Origin of the sequence: Paenibacillus sp. JMULE4 (assembly GCF_013337105.1) — a bacterium.
Classification (GTDB): domain Bacteria; phylum Bacillota; class Bacilli; order Paenibacillales; family NBRC-103111; genus Paenibacillus_G; species Paenibacillus_G naphthalenovorans.
Map to the genome: position 1 here is coordinate 26,353 of NZ_SGWF01000011.1, position 17,110 is coordinate 43,462.

Sequence of the window (17,110 nt, forward strand, 5' to 3'; positions counted from 1 at the left end):
CTCCCGGGAGACGGAAAGGACGTGCCAAGGCTTGAAACCTGGATTGATTATGAGGCTGTCACCGCCGCAAATTTTGGTATATGGCTTCACTTTGATTATTATGATTGGCGCAGTCTTGCTTTCACTGCCGATTGCAACGGTCAGCGGGGAGTCCATGCCCTTCCTGGACGCTTTATTTACAGCTACTTCAGCGACATGCGTAACGGGACTCGTGCTGGTGGATACAGGCACGTATTTTTCCGCGTTCGGGCAGCTTGTCCTTATCCTGCTGATTCAGATTGGCGGACTCGGCTTCATGACGATGGCCGCTTTGATCGCTCTTGTGTTCAAGCGGAAGATTTCGCTCAAAGAACGTCTGGTGCTGCAGACGGCAATGAATCAGGGCAGCATGGAAGGGATCGTCCGGTTAATACGCAAGGTTCTTTTATATTCTTTAACGATTGAGTTTGCAGCGGCGGTGATTTTTTCGGTCCGTTGGTCGTTCGAGATGGAACCCGGCCAGGCGATTTATTACGGCATTTTCCATGCCATTTCATTCTTTAATAATGCAGGTTTCGATTTATTCGGCGCGATCCATAAGCCATTCGGCAGCATGTCTCATCTGGCTTACGATTGGATTGTCAATTTGGTGGCGATCATTCTGATCGTGCTTGGCGGAATCGGCTTTATTGTCATTGCGGATCTGCTGGAATATCATAAAACCCGAAAGCTCTCGCTTCACTCAAAAGTCGTACTGAGCACTACAGGGGCACTCACCGTTATCGGCTTTGTGATTCTGCTGATCTTTGAATTTACGAATCACAAAACGTTCGGAGCATTAAACGGTTCCGGTAAACTGCTGGCTTCGCTGCTGCATTCCGTGACCCCCCGTTCCGCAGGGGTTACCACGGTGGACGTCTCCCAGATGAGACAAGCTTCGCAATTTTTTCTCATTATTCTTATGTTTATCGGCGCTTCTCCAGGTTCGGCGGGCGGCGGAATCAAAACGACGACCTTCGCCATCCTGGTCGGGGCGCTGGTTGCGATGGTTCGGGGAAAGGAAGACATTGTCATGTTTCGCTACCGGCTCGGAAAGGACCGGATTCTCAAAGCGATCACACTGACCATGTTCGCGATCTTTATGGTCGTTTTCATAACGATGCTGCTCTCTACGACGGAGGATCACGCCTTTTTGGTTATCCTGTTCGAAGTGACCTCCGCTTTCGGCACCGTGGGATTAAGCATGGGCCTAACCCCCCAGCTCACCGAATTCGGTAAAGTCGTTATCGCTCTGACGATGTTCACCGGGCGGCTTGGACCGATGACTTTGGCCTACGCGCTTGGAAAGAAAACGGATAAGGAGCTGTACCGTTACCCTGAAGGTAAAATCACCATCGGCTGAGGCGCTTGGCTCAAGGGGCAAGTGAACCCCAAAAGGCTAAACGCCCACCGTCCTGGCCTGTTGATAATGACGCACCGCCTGATCAATGAAAAGACCGATGGAAGTCTGGAGAACGGCATCATCTGTATACAGCAGAGAGGTCGTTCTTTTGGTTTGCTTCAGCTCCGGTATATAACGTACGGTCAATTGGTTGTCTTCCATTAAATTACGGCGGAGATAGGATTCGGGAAGCAAGGTGCCCGCATTACAGGTGGAAACCAGACGCGTGATGGCTTCGAACGAATCGATTTCCATCTTGACGTCGGGATGGACGGCATAGCGTTGGAAGATCTCGTCCATCAGGACACGGTACCAGGTGCCTCGCGAGAACAGGATCATCGGCAGCCCGTGAAGATCGTGAATCTTGAGCTCCGTCTTGCCGGTATAAGAATGACCGTCCGGCAAAACAAGGCACAGGTGGTCGTCGAACAAGGGAACACAGGTGAGGGACGGATCATCGATTTTGGAAGCGACGAGTCCGATGTCCACTTTTCTGTCTTTAACCAGCGGCACGATTTCATGGGTTTTGCCGGTGATCGCTTTAATATCGGTGTTCGGGTATTCCCTCATATACATCGTAATCAGGTCCGGAAGCGTAGACTGCAGCGTAGTCAAGCTTGCTCCAATGATCATGCTGGCAGGCTGCACACCCGTTTTGAAGGTTTGCAGCGTTTCATGCAGCTTGCGTTCCAGCCGCTGCTGATCGAGAGCATATTCATAGGTAATCTCACCGGCCCGGGTCAGCTCAAGACGCTTGCCTATGCGCTTGAACAGCTGGACACCGAGCTCCTCCTCCAGCCGCATGATTTTGCGCGATAAGGCAGGCTGTGAAATATTCAGCAGTTGAGAGGCTTTATTCAAGCTTTGCTGCTCGACGACGGCAGCGAAAACATCAATGAGTTCCATAATAAGAACCGTCTCCTTTTTACATATGCAGTATTGTTATAACGATATATAAAAAATCCGCACTTCCATTATAAGCGATTCAAGAGTAGTATGGTATATGTCACTTCCCGTTCACATTTTTCGGCGTATTCTGCATAAAAGCATGTCGATTCATGGAAAATAGTTGTAGCGTTTTCTGTTGACGCTCTAAGTATGCGGGAGTACAATGAAAGATGGTTTTGACGAAATAGTGACAAGCCTTGACCTTAAGGGGGGAACGAATTACTAATGTTTAAGAACTCGTATTATTCTCGAAAGCTTCATTCATTGCTGGGTGTCATCCCGGTCGGTTTCTTCCTGATCGAGCACCTGCTGACGAACTACAAAGCGTTCAGCGGTGGACACACGGGCTTTATGGAGCAAGTGCATTGGCTGCATTCGCTGCCGCTGGTCCTGTTCCTGGAGATTTTCGGGATCTGGATTCCGCTGGCATACCATGCCATCTACGGTCTGTATGTAGCTTATACAGCACGCAACAACGTGTCTAACTACGGGTATTTCCGCAACCAGATGTTTTTTCTGCAGCGTGTGACCGGCGTAATCACGTTTATTTTCGTGGCATGGCACTTTTTCCAAACTCGCTTTCAGATTGCTATCGGAACGGTTGACCAAGGTGAGATCGGCGTCCACATGCACGGTATTGTAGTCAATCCCGTCTACTTCGTGCTCTACGTGATCGGTGTGATTGCAGCCGTATTCCACTTCAGCAACGGAATGTGGTCTTTCCTTGTCAGCTGGGGTATTACCATAGGTCCGCGCGCACAGCGAGTATCTACTTATGTATGGATGGGCGTTTTTGTTATCATGTCCATCATGTTTATCTTGTCGTTGACGGCATTTATGGACCCATCATTCCAGCAAGTGCCTCAAATGGCAAAAGGTTAAGGAGGGCGGACGATCATGGCGAATTCAAAAATCATTGTAGTCGGTGGAGGTCTGGCGGGCTTGATGGCCACCATCAAAGCGGCCGAGGCTGGAGTTCACGTAGACTTGTTCTCCCTTGTTCCTGTCAAGCGCTCCCACTCCGTATGCGCCCAGGGTGGTATCAACGGAGCGGTTAATACAAAAGGAGAAGGCGACTCTCCGTGGGAACATTTTGACGATACGGTATACGGCGGAGACTTCCTCGCGAACCAGCCGCCTGTTAAAGCGATGTGTGAAGCGGCGCCCGGCATCATCCATTTGATGGACCGGATGGGGGTGATGTTCAACCGTACACCTGAGGGTCTGCTCGATTTCCGGCGTTTCGGGGGAACAAAGCACCATCGTACGGCATTTGCTGGAGCGACAACGGGTCAACAGCTGCTGTATGCGCTGGATGAGCAAGTGCGCCGTTGGGAAACTGCCGGTCTGGTTCAGAAATACGAGCATTGGGAGTTCCTTGGTGCGGTGCTTGACGATGACGGCGTATGCCGCGGTATTGTCGGCCAGGACCTGCGCAGCATGGAAGTGAAAACATTCCGTTCGGATGCGGTTATTTTGGCGACAGGCGGTCCCGGGATCATCTTCGGTAAATCGACCAACTCCGTTATCAATACGGGTACGGCGGCGAGCGCGGTGTACCAGCAGGGCGTTTATTACGCTAACGGCGAATTCATCCAGATCCACCCGACAGCCATTCCGGGCGACGACAAGCTTCGTCTGATGTCCGAATCGGCACGCGGTGAAGGCGGACGGGTATGGACATATAAAGACGGCAAGCCTTGGTACTTCCTTGAGGAGAAATATCCTGCTTACGGCAACCTGGTGCCCCGTGATATCGCTACGCGGGAAATTTTCAGCGTGTGCGTGGACATGAAGCTGGGCATCAACGGCGAGAACATGGTTTATCTTGACCTATCCCACAAGGATCCGAAAGAGCTGGATGTCAAGCTTGGCGGGATCATCGAGATCTATGAGAAGTTTATGGGCGATGACCCGCGCAAAATTCCGATGAAAATTTTCCCGGCCGTTCACTATTCGATGGGCGGTATGTGGGTAGATTATAACCAAATGACAAACATTCCGGGCTTGTTCGCCGCAGGCGAATGCGAGTACCAGTATCACGGCGCGAACCGTTTGGGCGCGAACTCACTGCTGTCCGCTATCTACGGCGGTATGATTGCCGGTCCGAAAGCGATCGAATATATCAAAGGCCTGGATAAGCATGCGGAAGATATTTCTTCCTCGGTATTCGACCGTTATACGAAGCTTCATACCGATAAATACGAAAGCATCCTGAAGATGGACGGCACCGAAAATGCTTACGTGATTGGGAAAGAGCTCGGCGAATGGATGACCAATAACATGACGGTGGTTCGCTACAACAAGCAGCTGCAGGAAACGATCGACAAGATCAACGAGCTGAAGCAGCGCTACCGCAACATCAACATCAACGACTCCGCCCGCTTCAACAACCCGGGTGTGGCTTATACCCGTCAGCTTTGGAACATGCTGGAACTGGCGCATGCCATGACGCTCGGCGCTTTGCTGCGTGACGAGAGCCGCGGTGCACACTACAAGCCGGAGTTCCCGGAGCGTAATGACGAGAAATTTTTGAAAACAACGAAGGCGAAATGGACGCCGGATGGTCCGCAAATCGAGTATGAGGACGTCGACGTATCACTCATTCCGCCCCGTAAACGTGACTATACGACCGACAAGAAGAAGGGAGGTCATTAATCATGGCCGAAGCAACCGCGACTGCAAGCAAAACGATCAAGTTCATCATAACCCGTCAAGATTCACCGGAAAGTGCGCCATACACGGAGGAGTTTGAAATTCCTTATCGCCCGAACATGAACGTGATCAGCGCTTTGATGGAGGTACAGCGTAATCCGGTGAATGCCAAAGGCGAAAAAACGACACCGGTCTGCTGGGAATCGAACTGTTTGGAGGAAGTGTGCGGAGCCTGCTCCATGGTTATCAACGGCAAACCGCGTCAGGCTTGTACAGCGCTGGTAGACAAGCTGGAACAGCCGATCCGCATCGCACCGATGACGACATTCCCGGTTGTTCGTGACCTGGTGATCAATCGCGAGCGTATGTTCTCCGCTTTGAAGAGAGTGAAAGCCTGGATTCCGATCGACGGCACATACGATTTGGGTCCCGGTCCGCGTATGGCCGAAGCCAAGCGTCAATGGGCTTATGAGCTGTCCAAATGCATGACTTGCGGTGTATGTCTGGAATCCTGTCCGAACGTGAACGACAAAACGGACTTTATCGGCCCGGCGGCCATCTCGCAGGTGCGTTTGTTTAACGCGCATCCGACTGGCGAGATGAATGCTCACGAGCGTCTGGAAGCACTCATGTCCGACGGCGGCATCGAAGGCTGCGGAAACTCGCAGAACTGCGTGCGCTCTTGTCCGAAAGGCATCCCGCTCACGACTTCGATCGCAGCGATCAACCTCGATACGACGAAGCATTTGTTCAAAAAATGGCTCAGCATGTAATTTTGTAAATGAAGTCCGGAATATATCCGGGCTAATGCATATCACCGCCTTTGTCGGCTTTGGCCGGCAGGGGCGGTTTTTATATCGTTTTGTAGTTTTGAATGACATTGACGGGGACTGATCTTCAAGAGAAGGGAGGCGTTCCAGGGTCGCTCGTCATATACTGATTACGGGAGCGAAAGCGGATAAAGCATAAAACCCTCTTGCCATCGCTTGGATGAAAGAGGGTTTTGCTTTATTTCCCGGATCAGGTTGGCAGCGCCGTCCCGCCGACCTCGTCCTTGTGCCGTAAAAATTCCTTGCCGTACTCTCCATGGGGATGAATGACCGCATGCTCCATTTGAATAGTGGAATGCTCAATGCCGTATTTCTCCTTCAGCGTCTCGTTAATGGCGAGAATGATGCAAAACGGTTGGGTCTTATTGTCAATAAACACATGCGCGGTCAGCGAATAATGGTCGGTGGAAATAGCCCACAAATGCATTTCGTGCACATCCTCCACACCTTCTACCTGAGCAATCGATTCCCGTATCTCATCCAGCTGAAAGCGGTCAGGCACCGACTCCATTAGAATATAGTAGGCTTCTTTCAGGATTTTGGCACCGCCTGTAAAGATGATGCCCCCGATCACCATACTGATCAGCGGATCGAACCATAGGAAGCCCGTAAAATAAATGAGGATCGCGGAAACGATAACCCCGACCGAGCTGAGCAAATCGCCGATAAAGTGCCATAATGCGCTTTGGATGTTTAAATTGTCTTCTTCCTTCACGCTGCGGCTTAATACGTAGGTCAGTATTATATTTACAACAAGTCCGATGGAGGCAATGGTCAGCATCAGCTTCAGGTTGATCTCTTCCGGATGGATAAAGCGCCGGATGCCTTCGATAAAGATCCAGACCGCGATGGCGCAAAGCGTAAGTCCGTTGATCGAAGAGGCGATAATCTCAAAGCGCAGGTACCCGAACGTAAACTTTGCATTCGGGGGCCGAGTAGCCAAATGAATCGCAAACATGCTGAGCCCGAGTGCGAATACGTCGGATATCATGTGAGCCGAATCGGAAAGCAGAGCAAGAGAATTGGAGAGGAGACCTCCGATAATTTCCACCAGGGTAAAAAATCCAGTTAAAAACAGCGTGATCCACAGGGTTCTCTTGGATCGGGACTGCTCCTTGACATGATGTAAATGATGATAGTCGTACATTCTTCTCACCTCGCCTTTCATGTACCCCTGTGCTCCGAATTATACGTCAAGTGTTGAATTTTGGCAAATACTTTAATTGATACCGATTATTAGCCTATTTTGGTGGATTATCTCCCGATTGAGAAGTTTTATCAATGATTTTGATAGTTATTCTCAATTTAGATATAGCGCTTTCAAACTTGTTACATAAATGAAATATTTCTGTTACTTGTTTAACATATTGACGATGTATGATTAGTGACAAGACCCCCTTTTTTAATATATACACTTTAAGACCCGGCCCCGTTGGCGGGTCTCTTTTTTGTCTTGAAGGCTTAGAACAATAAAGATATGTCCAGATCCGATAAAGTTAAAATGAAATAGGATATATTATGCAGAAGGACGATAACTCGCCAACTTTTCGCGGCCATATGAGAATCAATTAGAAGCTTGCCGATAGGATCGAAGAAAAACAAACCCGCCAGGTTAGGCGAGTTTGCTTTATTGCAGGGTAACCCCGTTATGTTTCGAAACGGACTATTAGCTGCAGGTGCAATTCAGTACGGGCTTTCGGGCTGCCTGGGTTTCGTTCAGCCTTCTTACGGCCGTAGTGTGCGGGGCGTTCAGCAGCAGCTCCGGATGATGCTCGGCTTCGTGAGCGATCTGGATCATCGCATCGATAAAAGCATCGAGTGTTTCTTTGCTCTCGGTTTCGGTAGGCTCGATCATGATGCATTCTTCGACATTCAGCGGAAAATAAATGGTCGGGGGATGATAACCGAAATCAAGTAGTCTTTTGGCTACATCTAACGTATGCACGCCGAATTTTTTCAGCTTTCTGCCGGACATGACAAATTCGTGCTTGCACAGGCGCTCATACGGAACCTCGTAATAAGGCGCCAGCCTGCGCATCATGTAGTTGGCGTTCAGCACGGCGCATTCGGACACGGCGCGAAGCCCCTCCGGACCGTAGCTGCGGATATAGGTGTAGGCCCGTACAAGAATCCCGAAATTGCCGTAGAAGGCTTTGACCCGGCCGATCGATTCTGGCTTGTCATAGTCGAAGTAGTACGTCCCGTCTTCCTTGCGTTCTACGGTCGGTGCAGGCAGGAATGGGACCAGCTTTTGCTTCACGCCCACCGGGCCTGCGCCCGGGCCTCCGCCGCCGTGCGGGGTGCTCATGGTTTTATGAAGATTTAAATGAACAACATCAAAGCCCATATCTCCGGGGCGCGTAATGCCCATAATCGCGTTGGAATTGGCTCCATCGTAATACAACAGGCCTCCGGCTTCGTGTACGATTTCCGCAATTTCCACGATCCGCTCCTCGAACAAGCCGAGCGTATTAGGGTTGGTCAGCATGAGCGCGGCCGTATCCGAACCTACCGCTGCGCGCAGCGCTTCCAGATCGACCAGCCCCTTGGCGTCGGATTTGACGATGATGGTCTCAAGCCCCGCGACGGTTGCGCTTGCAGGGTTGGTGCCGTGGGAGGAGTCCGGAATAATGACCTTCGTCCGATGCTCTCCACGGCTCTCGTGATAGGCGCGAATCATCATGAGTCCGGTCCATTCGCCGTGTGCCCCGGCTGCGGGCTGCAGCGTCACCCGGTCCATGCCGGTGATGGCGGTCAAATCATTCTGCAGCGTATACAACAGCTCCAATGCGCCTTGGATGGAGGATTCGGGCTGGTACGGATGAATTTTGGAAAAACCGGGAAAACGGGCGACATCTTCGTTGATTTTCGGATTATATTTCATGGTGCAGGAGCCTAAGGGATAAAATCCGTTGTCGATGCCGAAATTGCGGCGCGATAAAGCGGTGTAATGGCGAATGACGTCGACCTCGCTGACCTCGGGAAGCTGAGCGGGCTTTGTTCGCAGCAGACGGGAAGGAATTAGTTCATCGATGCTGGTCTGAGGCACATCGCATTCGGGTAGGGAGTACCCGATCCGTCCGGGCCTGCTCATCTCGAAAATCAAGGCTTGATCGTGCTTTACGCTGCTTGTTTCCTCTACGATACGTTCAGTGGATTTTTCACTGCTCACAGGGATGCCTCCATTCGGTCGATAAATTCCTCGATCTCTTCCCGGGTTCTTCGTTCCGTAACGGCGATGAGCAGGTGATTTTTTAATTCCGGGTATGCCGATCCCAGATCATAGCCTCCGATAAATCCAAAGGACAGCAGCGCTTCATTAAGCCTTCCGATGTCGGCCTGTTCGGGCAGCTTAAGTACGAACTCGTTGAAAAAAGGGCTGTTGAAAGCAAGGGTGACGTCCTTGATCCGCCGGAAGCTTTCGACTGCATAGTGTGCTTTCCGCACGTTCGTGCCTGCCGCCTCCTGTAAGCCGGCTTTACCCATGACCGACAAGTAAACGGAAGCGCATAGAGCCAGGAGAGCCTGGTTGGAGCAAATGTTGGAGGTTGCTTTTTCACGGCGGATATGCTGTTCCCTTGCCTGCAGCGTGAGCACAAAACCGCGTTTGCCGTCCCGGTCTACCGTTTGGCCGACGATTCGGCCGGGCATCCTGCGGAGCCACGGTGAGCCGACGGCGAAGAAGCCGCAGGTAGGTCCGCCAAGAGCCGCAGGAATGCCCAGCGGCTGCGCATCGCCTATCACGATGTCCGCGCCGAGAGCGCCTGGCGGCTCCAGCAAACCGAGTGAGAGCGGATTGGTATACACTACGAGCAAGCCGTTGACGGCATGAATGAGCGGCTCCATAGCTCGTAAATCCTCGATACAGCCGAAAAAATTGGGCGATTGTACGATTATGGCTGCGGTTTGACCGGAGATTTGGGAGGCGAGCAGCTTCTGATCCGTTACACCATCCGCATAGTCGATTTCAATGATATCCAGATCTAACCCCCGTGCCGCCGTGCGCAAGGTTTGCCGGGCTTCGGGGTGTACCGCCCGCGAGACGACCAGCTGCTTTCGTTTGGTGGCTTCGCAGGCCAGCTTTCCGGCCTCCGCCAGAGCGGTAGCGCCGTCGTACATGCTTGCATTGGCCGCGGCCATCGCCGTCAATTCGCAAATATACGACTGAAATTCAAAGATCGCCTGAAGCTCGCCTTGGCTGATTTCCGGTTGATAGGGGGTATAGGCGGTGTAAAACTCGGAACGGGATATCACGTGTTGAATGACGGCGGGGATGTGGTGATCATAGATGCCGGCACCCAAGAAGCTGGTGTACCGATCGGTATCCGCATTTTTCTCCACTAATCGGCGTGTGTGCTTGAGCAATTCAGGCTCACTAAGTGCGGAAGAGACATTCAAGATTCCTTGAAACCGGACTGGGGCAGGGATGTCGGCAAACAGCTCCTCCACCGACTTGATGCCGATTTCGGCCATCATGTCCTGCCGATCCTGCTCCGTCATTGGTAAGTATCGATGCTTCACCTTATTCAGCTCCTTTATGATGGGGGAAAGCCGATTACCTTATTTGCTGGCCCGTTTATAAAACGGACTGGGAACTACCTCCGCCCGTAATCGTTTGCCGCGAATATCCACTTCGATTTTCGTGCCGATGTCTGCATAACGGGTATCCAGCAAGGCCAAGCCCAAGCTCCTTTTCAGGGTGGGGGATTGGGTGCCCGATGTAACTTCTCCTATGCATGCACCGTCTGCATATACCCTGTAGTGGGGGCGGGGAATGCCACGGTCAATCATCCCGATGCCTACAAGCCTGCGGCGTACTCCTTCCCGCTTTTGCTTTAACAGCGCTTCCCTGCCGATAAATCCTTCTTTACTTAGCTTCACGGCAAATCCAACTCCGGCTTCCAAAGGGGATACCCCGGCGCTGAGCTCTTGCCCGTACAAAGGCAGCCTAGCTTCAAAGCGAAGCGTATCTCTGGCTCCAAGTCCGGCGGGGATTAAGCCGTGATCCCGGCCGTGCTCAAGCAGCGTCCGCCATACATGAGGAGCGTCGGCGCCGGGAAGATAGAGTTCAAACCCGTCCTCGCCGGTATATCCTGTGCGGGAGACAAGAGCCTGAACGCCGCAGACCTGAACATTCGAAATAAACGAAAATGAGGTTAAATCGGAAAGAGAGGCGTCTGTAACCCGAGAGAGTATGGTTTCCGCCAACGGGCCTTGAAGCGCAAGCAGAGCGGTTTGCTCAGAGGCGTTTCGGATGACGACGTCGCCGATCAGGTGGCGGTCCATCCATTCGAGATCCTTGTCGATATTCGAGGCGTTGATAACCAGCATGAACTGGTCTGCGCTGAGCCGATAAACCAGCAAATCGTCAACGACGCCGCCGTCAGGATAGCACATCAAACTGTACTGTGCCTGACCGTCCCTTAATTTTGAGACATCGTTCGTCGTCAAGTGCTGCAGGTAAGCCTCGGCAAAGGTGCCCGTAACCAGAACCTCGCCCATATGGGAAACATCGAATAATCCGGCGTGCCTGCGAACGGCATCGTGCTCTTTTTGAATGCCGATGAATTGGACGGGCAGCTCCCAACCGCCGAAATCGATGCAGCGGGCTCCCGGTTCATCCGCATAGAGCGGGAATAGCGGTGTTCTTTTTAAGGGGGACATCTCTTTCACCTCTTTCGATGATTTGGCCTCTCAAGCGCATAGAAAAAACAAACAGAGCAAAAGAAGCGGGCTTGCCGGGCTTGCCGGCGTTACCTCGTTCCTTGCTCTGTCCTTCTACCTGAGAGTTACCTTATGCCGCAGCACAAGTTTCCCCTTGGGTGACCTGTTTTGCAGGTTCTCTCCAGAGATGTGTCCGGCAAAAGTCCTTTTGCCTGAGAGATTCACCTTGCGGCTTACCCCTTCGGCGTTACTTTAATGTCAAGTAATCTCTCCTTTTGTCATCATCCACGGATATTTAGTTGTCTTATTCTCATTATTTCCCGGTTGAAACGGATTGTCAATGTGCTTTTCCGATAAAATAAATTGATATGTAAGTTATATTGACGTAAACTTGTCCATTGTTTTATTCTACCAGTATACGTGCGAAGATGAAGGATCACAAGGGTGGAAGGCCTGTGCCTCCGGGGAGAACGAATCGCAGCCGGCAGGTGCAGAACACCGCACAGACGGGGAGCTGTATGGATATGAGCGAGGTTAAAGCGAACGTTTTCTACAGCAAAGAGCATGAATGGGCGGACATCGGGGAATCCGGGACAGTCAGGGTCGGCATAAGCGATTTTGCGCAATGCGAGCTGGGGGATATTGTATTTGTCGAGCTCCCCGAGATAGGGTCGAGTGTTCGCGCCGGAGACCCTATAGGTACGATCGAATCGGTGAAGACCGTTTCGGATTTGTTTGCTCCCGTTTCGGGCATCATCACGAGTATAAATGCCCTTCTGCTCGATCAGCCTGAGCTTGTCAATGAGCAGCCGTATGAGGGCGGATGGATCGTAGAGATCGAATGGTCTCCCGATGCCGGAGAAGAGCTGAACGAGCTTTTCAATGCCGAGCAGTACAAGGCTTATCTCGACGAACAGCATGAAGGCGGATGATGGGCAGCGTCTTGTCCGCGTATCTGGAGAAAGCGGCACCCCAAAGACCGGGTCTCCCGGCTGACTTCAGGAGGCGCGGTCCTTATTCGGGCTGCGGTCTATGATCCTTATGATTGACGGTTCAGACCTGTTGAAAAATAGTCATTGCGGCATGACCTCATCCGGAATATGAAGAGCCAGGTAATCGTTTTGGAAGAAATGGAATCGTTCCGCTATTTCGCAAAGCTGCCTTCTCCGGCCTTAATATGAATTATGCCGATCAGGGACAAGCCGCAGGGCTTCGCGTATACGTCCTCTGGCTGCGCCGCATTGTTCGGCAAGCAGCCGTTCGTTCGTAAGCTTTTCTCCTGCCGCCGGCTCACCGGAAAGATGGAATTACGTCCCGATGCCCAAGTCCCAAAGGCGACATAAGGAAGCCCTGTATTCGCGAAAAGGCGCTACGGAATACAAGGCTGTAGTGTTAGTGAGAAACAACGGATTAACTTCTATTCGAAGCCGCCTCACAAAACCGCTCCAGCGCATCCGTCAACAGCGATCTCGGGCAGGCCAGGTTAATGCGCAGCCAGCCTTGTCCCTCCGTGCCGAAGGCAGAGCCTTCGCTGAAGGCCACACGCGCTTTTTCGAACATCAGCGACTTAAGCCCCTTAATATCGAGGCCCAGGCCCCGGCAGTCCACCCACAGCAAATAAGTGCCGTCCGGACGCATCGGCTTTACCTCGGGAAGATGCTCAGCCAAATAAGCTATGGCATAGTCGACATTGCCTGCTACGTATTCGATCAGTTCGTCGAGCCAAGCTTCCCCTTCATTATATGCGGCCATCACGGCTTCATGAGTAAAGAAGTTCGTCATGTGCAGGCTGAGCGCTTTGACCCGGTAATCGAATTTCCGTTTCATCGCCGCATTAGCGGTGACAATGAACGAGGATTGGAGGCCGGGGAGATTAAACGTCTTTGTCGGCGCGAGTGCGGTCAAGGTAATTTGCGAGAGCTCCTCCGACAAAGAGGCGAACGGAATGTGGCGATGTCCCGGCAGTGCCAAATCACAGTGAATTTCGTCCGAGATGACCGTGACCCCGTGCTTCAGACACAGCTCGCCCAGACGGAGCAGCTCCTCGCGTTCCCAGACGCGCCCGCCCGGATTATGCGGACTGCACAGCAGCATCAGCTTGGCTCCGCCCGCCATCAGTTCCTCCAAATGGTCATAATCCATTTCGTATCTGCCGTTACGGATGACCAGAGGGTTCTTAGCCACCTCGCGGCCATTCATCCGAATCACATCGTAAAAAGGATAGTAAACCGGGGATTGAAGAATGACGGAGCCGCCGGGCTCGCTGAATACATCTACCGCGATGCTGAGCGATGTGACGACGCTGGGCACGTCGCTCAGCCATTCCCGCTCGATGGTCCAGCCGTGCCGCCGTTGATACCAGTGGATAATGGCGTCCACATAAGCTTCGTTTTTGATCGAATAGCCGTAAACTCCCAGCGCAGCACGGGCTTCCAGAGCTTTCCTTACGGCAGGAGGACTTTCAAAATCCATATCGGCCACCCAAAGGGGGAGGATGTCCTGATCCCCGAACAGCTTTAGGGATTGATCCCATTTGTAGGAATGCGTATGGCGTCGATTGATGATACGGTCAAAATCGGTTTTCAAAAGCTTCACCTCATCACAACGGTTAGTATTACTCTATTCTATCATAAAGACGATTGAACAGGAAAAAGAGCCTTAATCGGCTCTCCTGCATTATGGTTTTACGGGCTCCTCCTTCGGTACCAGCGAGAAGATTTCCCCGCTCTCGAAGGTATCGATCAAACGGCCCAGCCACATGTAATAGCGGACGGCTTCCTCCAGCTTATTGATATCCGTGTTAACGACCTTCTGCAGCTGTTCATTGTCTTGGTACGCTTCCTTCAACCGCTTCAGCTCGCTGAGTGACTTGCGCACCGCCTGAAGATTCATCTCCGTTTGCTTCCTCCACTTGATAGCGAAGTAATCCGCAAACGTCTGGTACCAGTCCGGCTCCACTTCGTACAGATCCTTGCGCGACCCCGGTTCCCATACCTTATGAACCATCTTCAGATCCGTGAGCGTGCGCACGCCTGTGCTCATGCTGGTCTTGCTCATCCCCATGCCTTCGCCCATTTCGTCGAGCGTCATGGGTTTGTCCTGAAAAAACATCATACCGTATAAATGTCCGGACGATAATGTAACTCCGTATAAGTCCATGTTTTTACCGATTGATTCAATCACGCGTTTGCGGGCTTTTTGAATGATGCCGACTTGTTCCTCCGACATGCCAACCCAGTTGTTCATCGTTCTGCCTCCTCCGGACGAAGCCGGTTGCCTGTTCAGATGTTATTCGTATGTTGTTCATAACTGCGGACCGGCAGCCGCCGGCACGCTCTTACTAGAATAGTTACATTGTATTGAAGTTGGTTTTGAAAGTAAAGAAGTTACATGGACAGGAATTTGGAGGAATAAGGAGCATTCTGTATAATACGTTTATAAAGTTTTTTCTGTACGTACGAAACAAACTTATTTGGGTTTTGACCATTTTACACCAAAACCTGTAAACTTAAGCACATCAAAGAATGGGGTGATACAGGTTGATTGAGGTGAAAAACCTGACTAAAATATTCGGGCAGTCGCCGGAAAAAGCCTTTAGCCTCCTGGAGCAAGGCTGGAGCAAGAAACGCATTTTTGCCGAGACAAAGCTGACCGTGGGCGTGAACCGCGCCAACTTTACAGTAAAAGAAGGGGAAATTTTCGTTATCATGGGGTTGTCGGGCAGCGGTAAATCGACGTTGATCCGTCTTATAAACCGCCTGATCGAACCGACGTTCGGAAGCATTACGTTTCAAGGTGAAAATATCGTCGAGATGTCGGAGGGAAGACTCAGAGAGTTCAGAAGAACGGCGATGAGTATGGTGTTCCAAAAATTCGCTTTATTCCCGCATCGCACGGTGGCGCAGAATGTAGAGTTCGGTCTTGAGATACAGAAGATTCCTGCCAAAATCCGCCGAGAGAAAGCGCGGGAAGCATTGGCTTTGGTCGGCCTTGAGGAATGGGAGAACAGTTACCCAGACCAGCTTAGCGGGGGAATGCAGCAGCGCGTCGGACTGGCCAGGGCGCTGGCCAACTCGCCGCAGGTGCTGCTGATGGACGAAGCGTTCAGCGCGTTGGATCCGCTCATCCGCAAAGACATGCAGGAGGAGCTGAGGGAGCTTCAGGAGAAGCTGAAGAAAACCATCATATTCATTACGCACGACTTGAATGAGGCGCTTCGGATCGGAGACCGCATTGCTCTGATGAAGGACGGCTCGATCGTACAGATCGGCACGCCGGAGGAAATCATGATTTCGCCTGCCAACGAATATGTGGAACGGTTTATCGAGGACGTGGATTTGTCCCGGGTACTGACGGCATCGCACGTCATGCGCAGACCGGAGACGATGGTCTACGACCGCGGAGGCCCGAGAGTAGCGCTTGAGCTGATGCGGGAGAACGGCATCTCCAATCTGTTTGTCGTCGACAATTCAAAACGTCTTATCGGCGTATTGACGGCGGAGGATACGGCTCAGGCCATTAAAGAGAATAAAGGGCTTGACGAAATTATCGTCAAAGATGTGCCGACGGTGTCGGAGAATACGCTGCTGAACGACTTGTTCGAGCTTGTCAGTGTCAGTCGTGTGCCCGTAGCCGTAACCTCGGAAAGCGGGAGACTGCTTGGTGTAATTATCCGCGGCGCCGTGCTTGGGGCTTTGGCAGGAAATCAAGACCGGGTGCGAAAGGCGGTGAGCGAAGATGCCTAAGCTGCCGATTGCTCCTGGAATAGAGCGTTTTGTTGATTGGGTCGGCTCGACCTTTGATTTCATATTTGATTTCATCTCCACCATCATCGGTGGCACGGTGGATGTTTTCTCGTGGCTGTTTCATTGGCCGCCGGCTTTCGTTTTTATTCTGTTGGTAACTTTCTGGTCCTACCGCTCAGCGGGCTGGGTGCTGGGGCTGTTTTCTCTGGTCGGCTTGCTGTTGATTAATAATCTCGGATTTTGGGACCACACGATGGACACGCTGGCTTTGGTGATGACGAGCGCGCTGGTTTCGGTCATTATAGGGCTGCCGCTTGGCATATGGTGCGCGAGGAATAACTCGGTCCAGAATGCGGTGACGCCGCTTCTGGACTTTATGCAGACCATGCCCGCATTCGTTTACTTGATTCCCGCCGTTTTCTTTTTTGGTTTAGGCGTGGTGCCCGGCGTTATCGCTTCAGTCATTTTTGCCGTGCCGCCTACGATCCGGTTGACGAACCTGGGTATCCGCCAGATTCCGTTCGATTTGATTGAGGCTGCGGATTCGTTCGGTTCGACTCCAGGCCAGAAGCTGTGGAAGGTTCAGCTCCCGCTGGCCCTGCCTACACTGATGGCAGGAATCAACCAGACAATTATGCTGTCCTTATCCATGGTCGTTATTGCATCCATGATCGGAGCCCAGGGAATCGGTGCGGACGTTTATCGCGCGGTGACCCAGCTCAAGATAGGCGAAGGCTTTGAAGCAGGCATTGCCGTTGTGATTTTGGCGATCCTTCTGGACCGCTTAACTCAAAATATAGTCAAAAAGAAAAAAAGGAGAGGGTAGGCATTGAAAAAAAGAACTCGTA

14 protein-coding genes and 1 riboswitch are annotated in these 17,110 nt (G+C 51.8%); of the genes, 7 read left to right on the plus strand and 7 right to left on the minus strand.

The features are described 5' to 3' along the window. The first annotated feature begins 49 nt into the window (after positions 1 to 49). Positions 50 to 1,381 carry a TrkH family potassium uptake protein gene (locus EXW96_RS05415; RefSeq protein ID WP_054819391.1) on the plus strand — a complete coding sequence of 444 codons (1,332 nt, stop codon included), beginning with the start codon at positions 50 to 52 and terminating at the stop codon, positions 1,379 to 1,381. Positions 1,382 to 1,417: 36 nt separating this feature from the next. Here the strand turns inward: EXW96_RS05415 and EXW96_RS05420 are convergent, their stop codons facing one another. Next, positions 1,418 to 2,326 (minus strand): LysR family transcriptional regulator, encoded by a 909-nt coding sequence (locus EXW96_RS05420; protein ID WP_054819386.1) that lies wholly within the window; start codon positions 2,324 to 2,326, stop codon positions 1,418 to 1,420. 267 nt (positions 2,327 to 2,593) lie between these two features. On the opposite strand from EXW96_RS05420, the gene EXW96_RS05425 reads away from it, so the two are divergent. From EXW96_RS05425 to sdhB, 3 genes are read left to right on the plus strand one after another with little or no spacing between them, the layout of a single operon-like run. After that, positions 2,594 to 3,250: a succinate dehydrogenase cytochrome b558 subunit gene (locus tag EXW96_RS05425; protein ID WP_062409398.1), complete on the plus strand. Its 657-nt coding sequence runs from the start codon at positions 2,594 to 2,596 to the stop codon at positions 3,248 to 3,250. A gap of 15 nt (positions 3,251 to 3,265) precedes the next feature. After that, positions 3,266 to 5,026, plus strand: a complete 1,761-nt coding sequence (gene sdhA / locus EXW96_RS05430; RefSeq protein WP_174350098.1) for a succinate dehydrogenase flavoprotein subunit — start codon at positions 3,266 to 3,268, stop codon at positions 5,024 to 5,026. Positions 5,027 to 5,028: 2 nt separating this feature from the next. Then, entirely contained in the window at positions 5,029 to 5,796 is a 768-nt protein-coding gene (gene sdhB, locus EXW96_RS05435; protein WP_062409396.1) for a succinate dehydrogenase iron-sulfur subunit, read from the plus strand. Positions 5,797 to 6,043: 247 nt separating this feature from the next. Here the strand turns inward: sdhB and EXW96_RS05440 are convergent, their stop codons facing one another. From EXW96_RS05440 to gcvT, 4 genes are all read right to left on the minus strand, one after another. After that, positions 6,044 to 7,000: a cation diffusion facilitator family transporter gene (locus EXW96_RS05440; RefSeq protein ID WP_074729301.1), complete on the minus strand. Its 957-nt coding sequence runs from the start codon at positions 6,998 to 7,000 to the stop codon at positions 6,044 to 6,046. A 519-nt stretch (positions 7,001 to 7,519) separates the two neighbouring features. Next, complete coding sequence (gene gcvPB, locus EXW96_RS05445; protein WP_309225030.1) at positions 7,520 to 9,025, minus strand: aminomethyl-transferring glycine dehydrogenase subunit GcvPB; 1,506 nt, start codon at positions 9,023 to 9,025, stop codon at positions 7,520 to 7,522. Beyond that, on the minus strand, positions 9,022 to 10,374 hold the full coding sequence (gene gcvPA / locus EXW96_RS05450; protein WP_174350099.1) for an aminomethyl-transferring glycine dehydrogenase subunit GcvPA: 1,353 nt from the start codon (positions 10,372 to 10,374) through the stop codon (positions 9,022 to 9,024). The genes gcvPB and gcvPA overlap by 4 nt, the downstream gene beginning before the upstream one ends. Before the next feature lie 39 nt (positions 10,375 to 10,413). Continuing rightward, entirely contained in the window at positions 10,414 to 11,517 is a 1,104-nt protein-coding gene (gene gcvT / locus EXW96_RS05455) for a glycine cleavage system aminomethyltransferase GcvT (protein ID WP_174350100.1), read from the minus strand. 190 nt (positions 11,518 to 11,707) lie between these two features. Next, a riboswitch (glycine riboswitch) is annotated at positions 11,708 to 11,802 on the minus strand. 239 nt (positions 11,803 to 12,041) lie between these two features. Here gcvT and gcvH point away from each other — a divergent pair. Then, entirely contained in the window at positions 12,042 to 12,449 is a 408-nt protein-coding gene (gene gcvH, locus EXW96_RS05460; RefSeq protein ID WP_174350415.1) for a glycine cleavage system protein GcvH, read from the plus strand. A 478-nt stretch (positions 12,450 to 12,927) separates the two neighbouring features. On the opposite strand, the gene EXW96_RS05465 is transcribed toward gcvH, so the two are convergent. Together EXW96_RS05465 and EXW96_RS05470 are read right to left on the minus strand one after the other, a co-directional pair. Beyond that, positions 12,928 to 14,103, minus strand: coding sequence for a MalY/PatB family protein (locus EXW96_RS05465; protein ID WP_054819595.1), 1,176 nt, complete (start codon positions 14,101 to 14,103; stop codon positions 12,928 to 12,930). A 90-nt stretch (positions 14,104 to 14,193) separates the two neighbouring features. After that, positions 14,194 to 14,763 carry a GbsR/MarR family transcriptional regulator gene (locus tag EXW96_RS05470; RefSeq protein ID WP_174350101.1) on the minus strand — a complete coding sequence of 190 codons (570 nt, stop codon included), beginning with the start codon at positions 14,761 to 14,763 and terminating at the stop codon, positions 14,194 to 14,196. A 293-nt stretch (positions 14,764 to 15,056) separates the two neighbouring features. Between EXW96_RS05470 and EXW96_RS05475 the strand changes: the two genes are divergently transcribed. Beyond that, positions 15,057 to 16,262 carry a quaternary amine ABC transporter ATP-binding protein gene (locus tag EXW96_RS05475; RefSeq protein WP_174350102.1) on the plus strand — a complete coding sequence of 402 codons (1,206 nt, stop codon included), beginning with the start codon at positions 15,057 to 15,059 and terminating at the stop codon, positions 16,260 to 16,262. After that, entirely contained in the window at positions 16,255 to 17,088 is an 834-nt protein-coding gene (locus tag EXW96_RS05480) for an ABC transporter permease (protein ID WP_174350103.1), read from the plus strand. The genes EXW96_RS05475 and EXW96_RS05480 overlap by 8 nt, the downstream gene beginning before the upstream one ends. Positions 17,089 to 17,110: the final 22 nt, after the last annotated feature.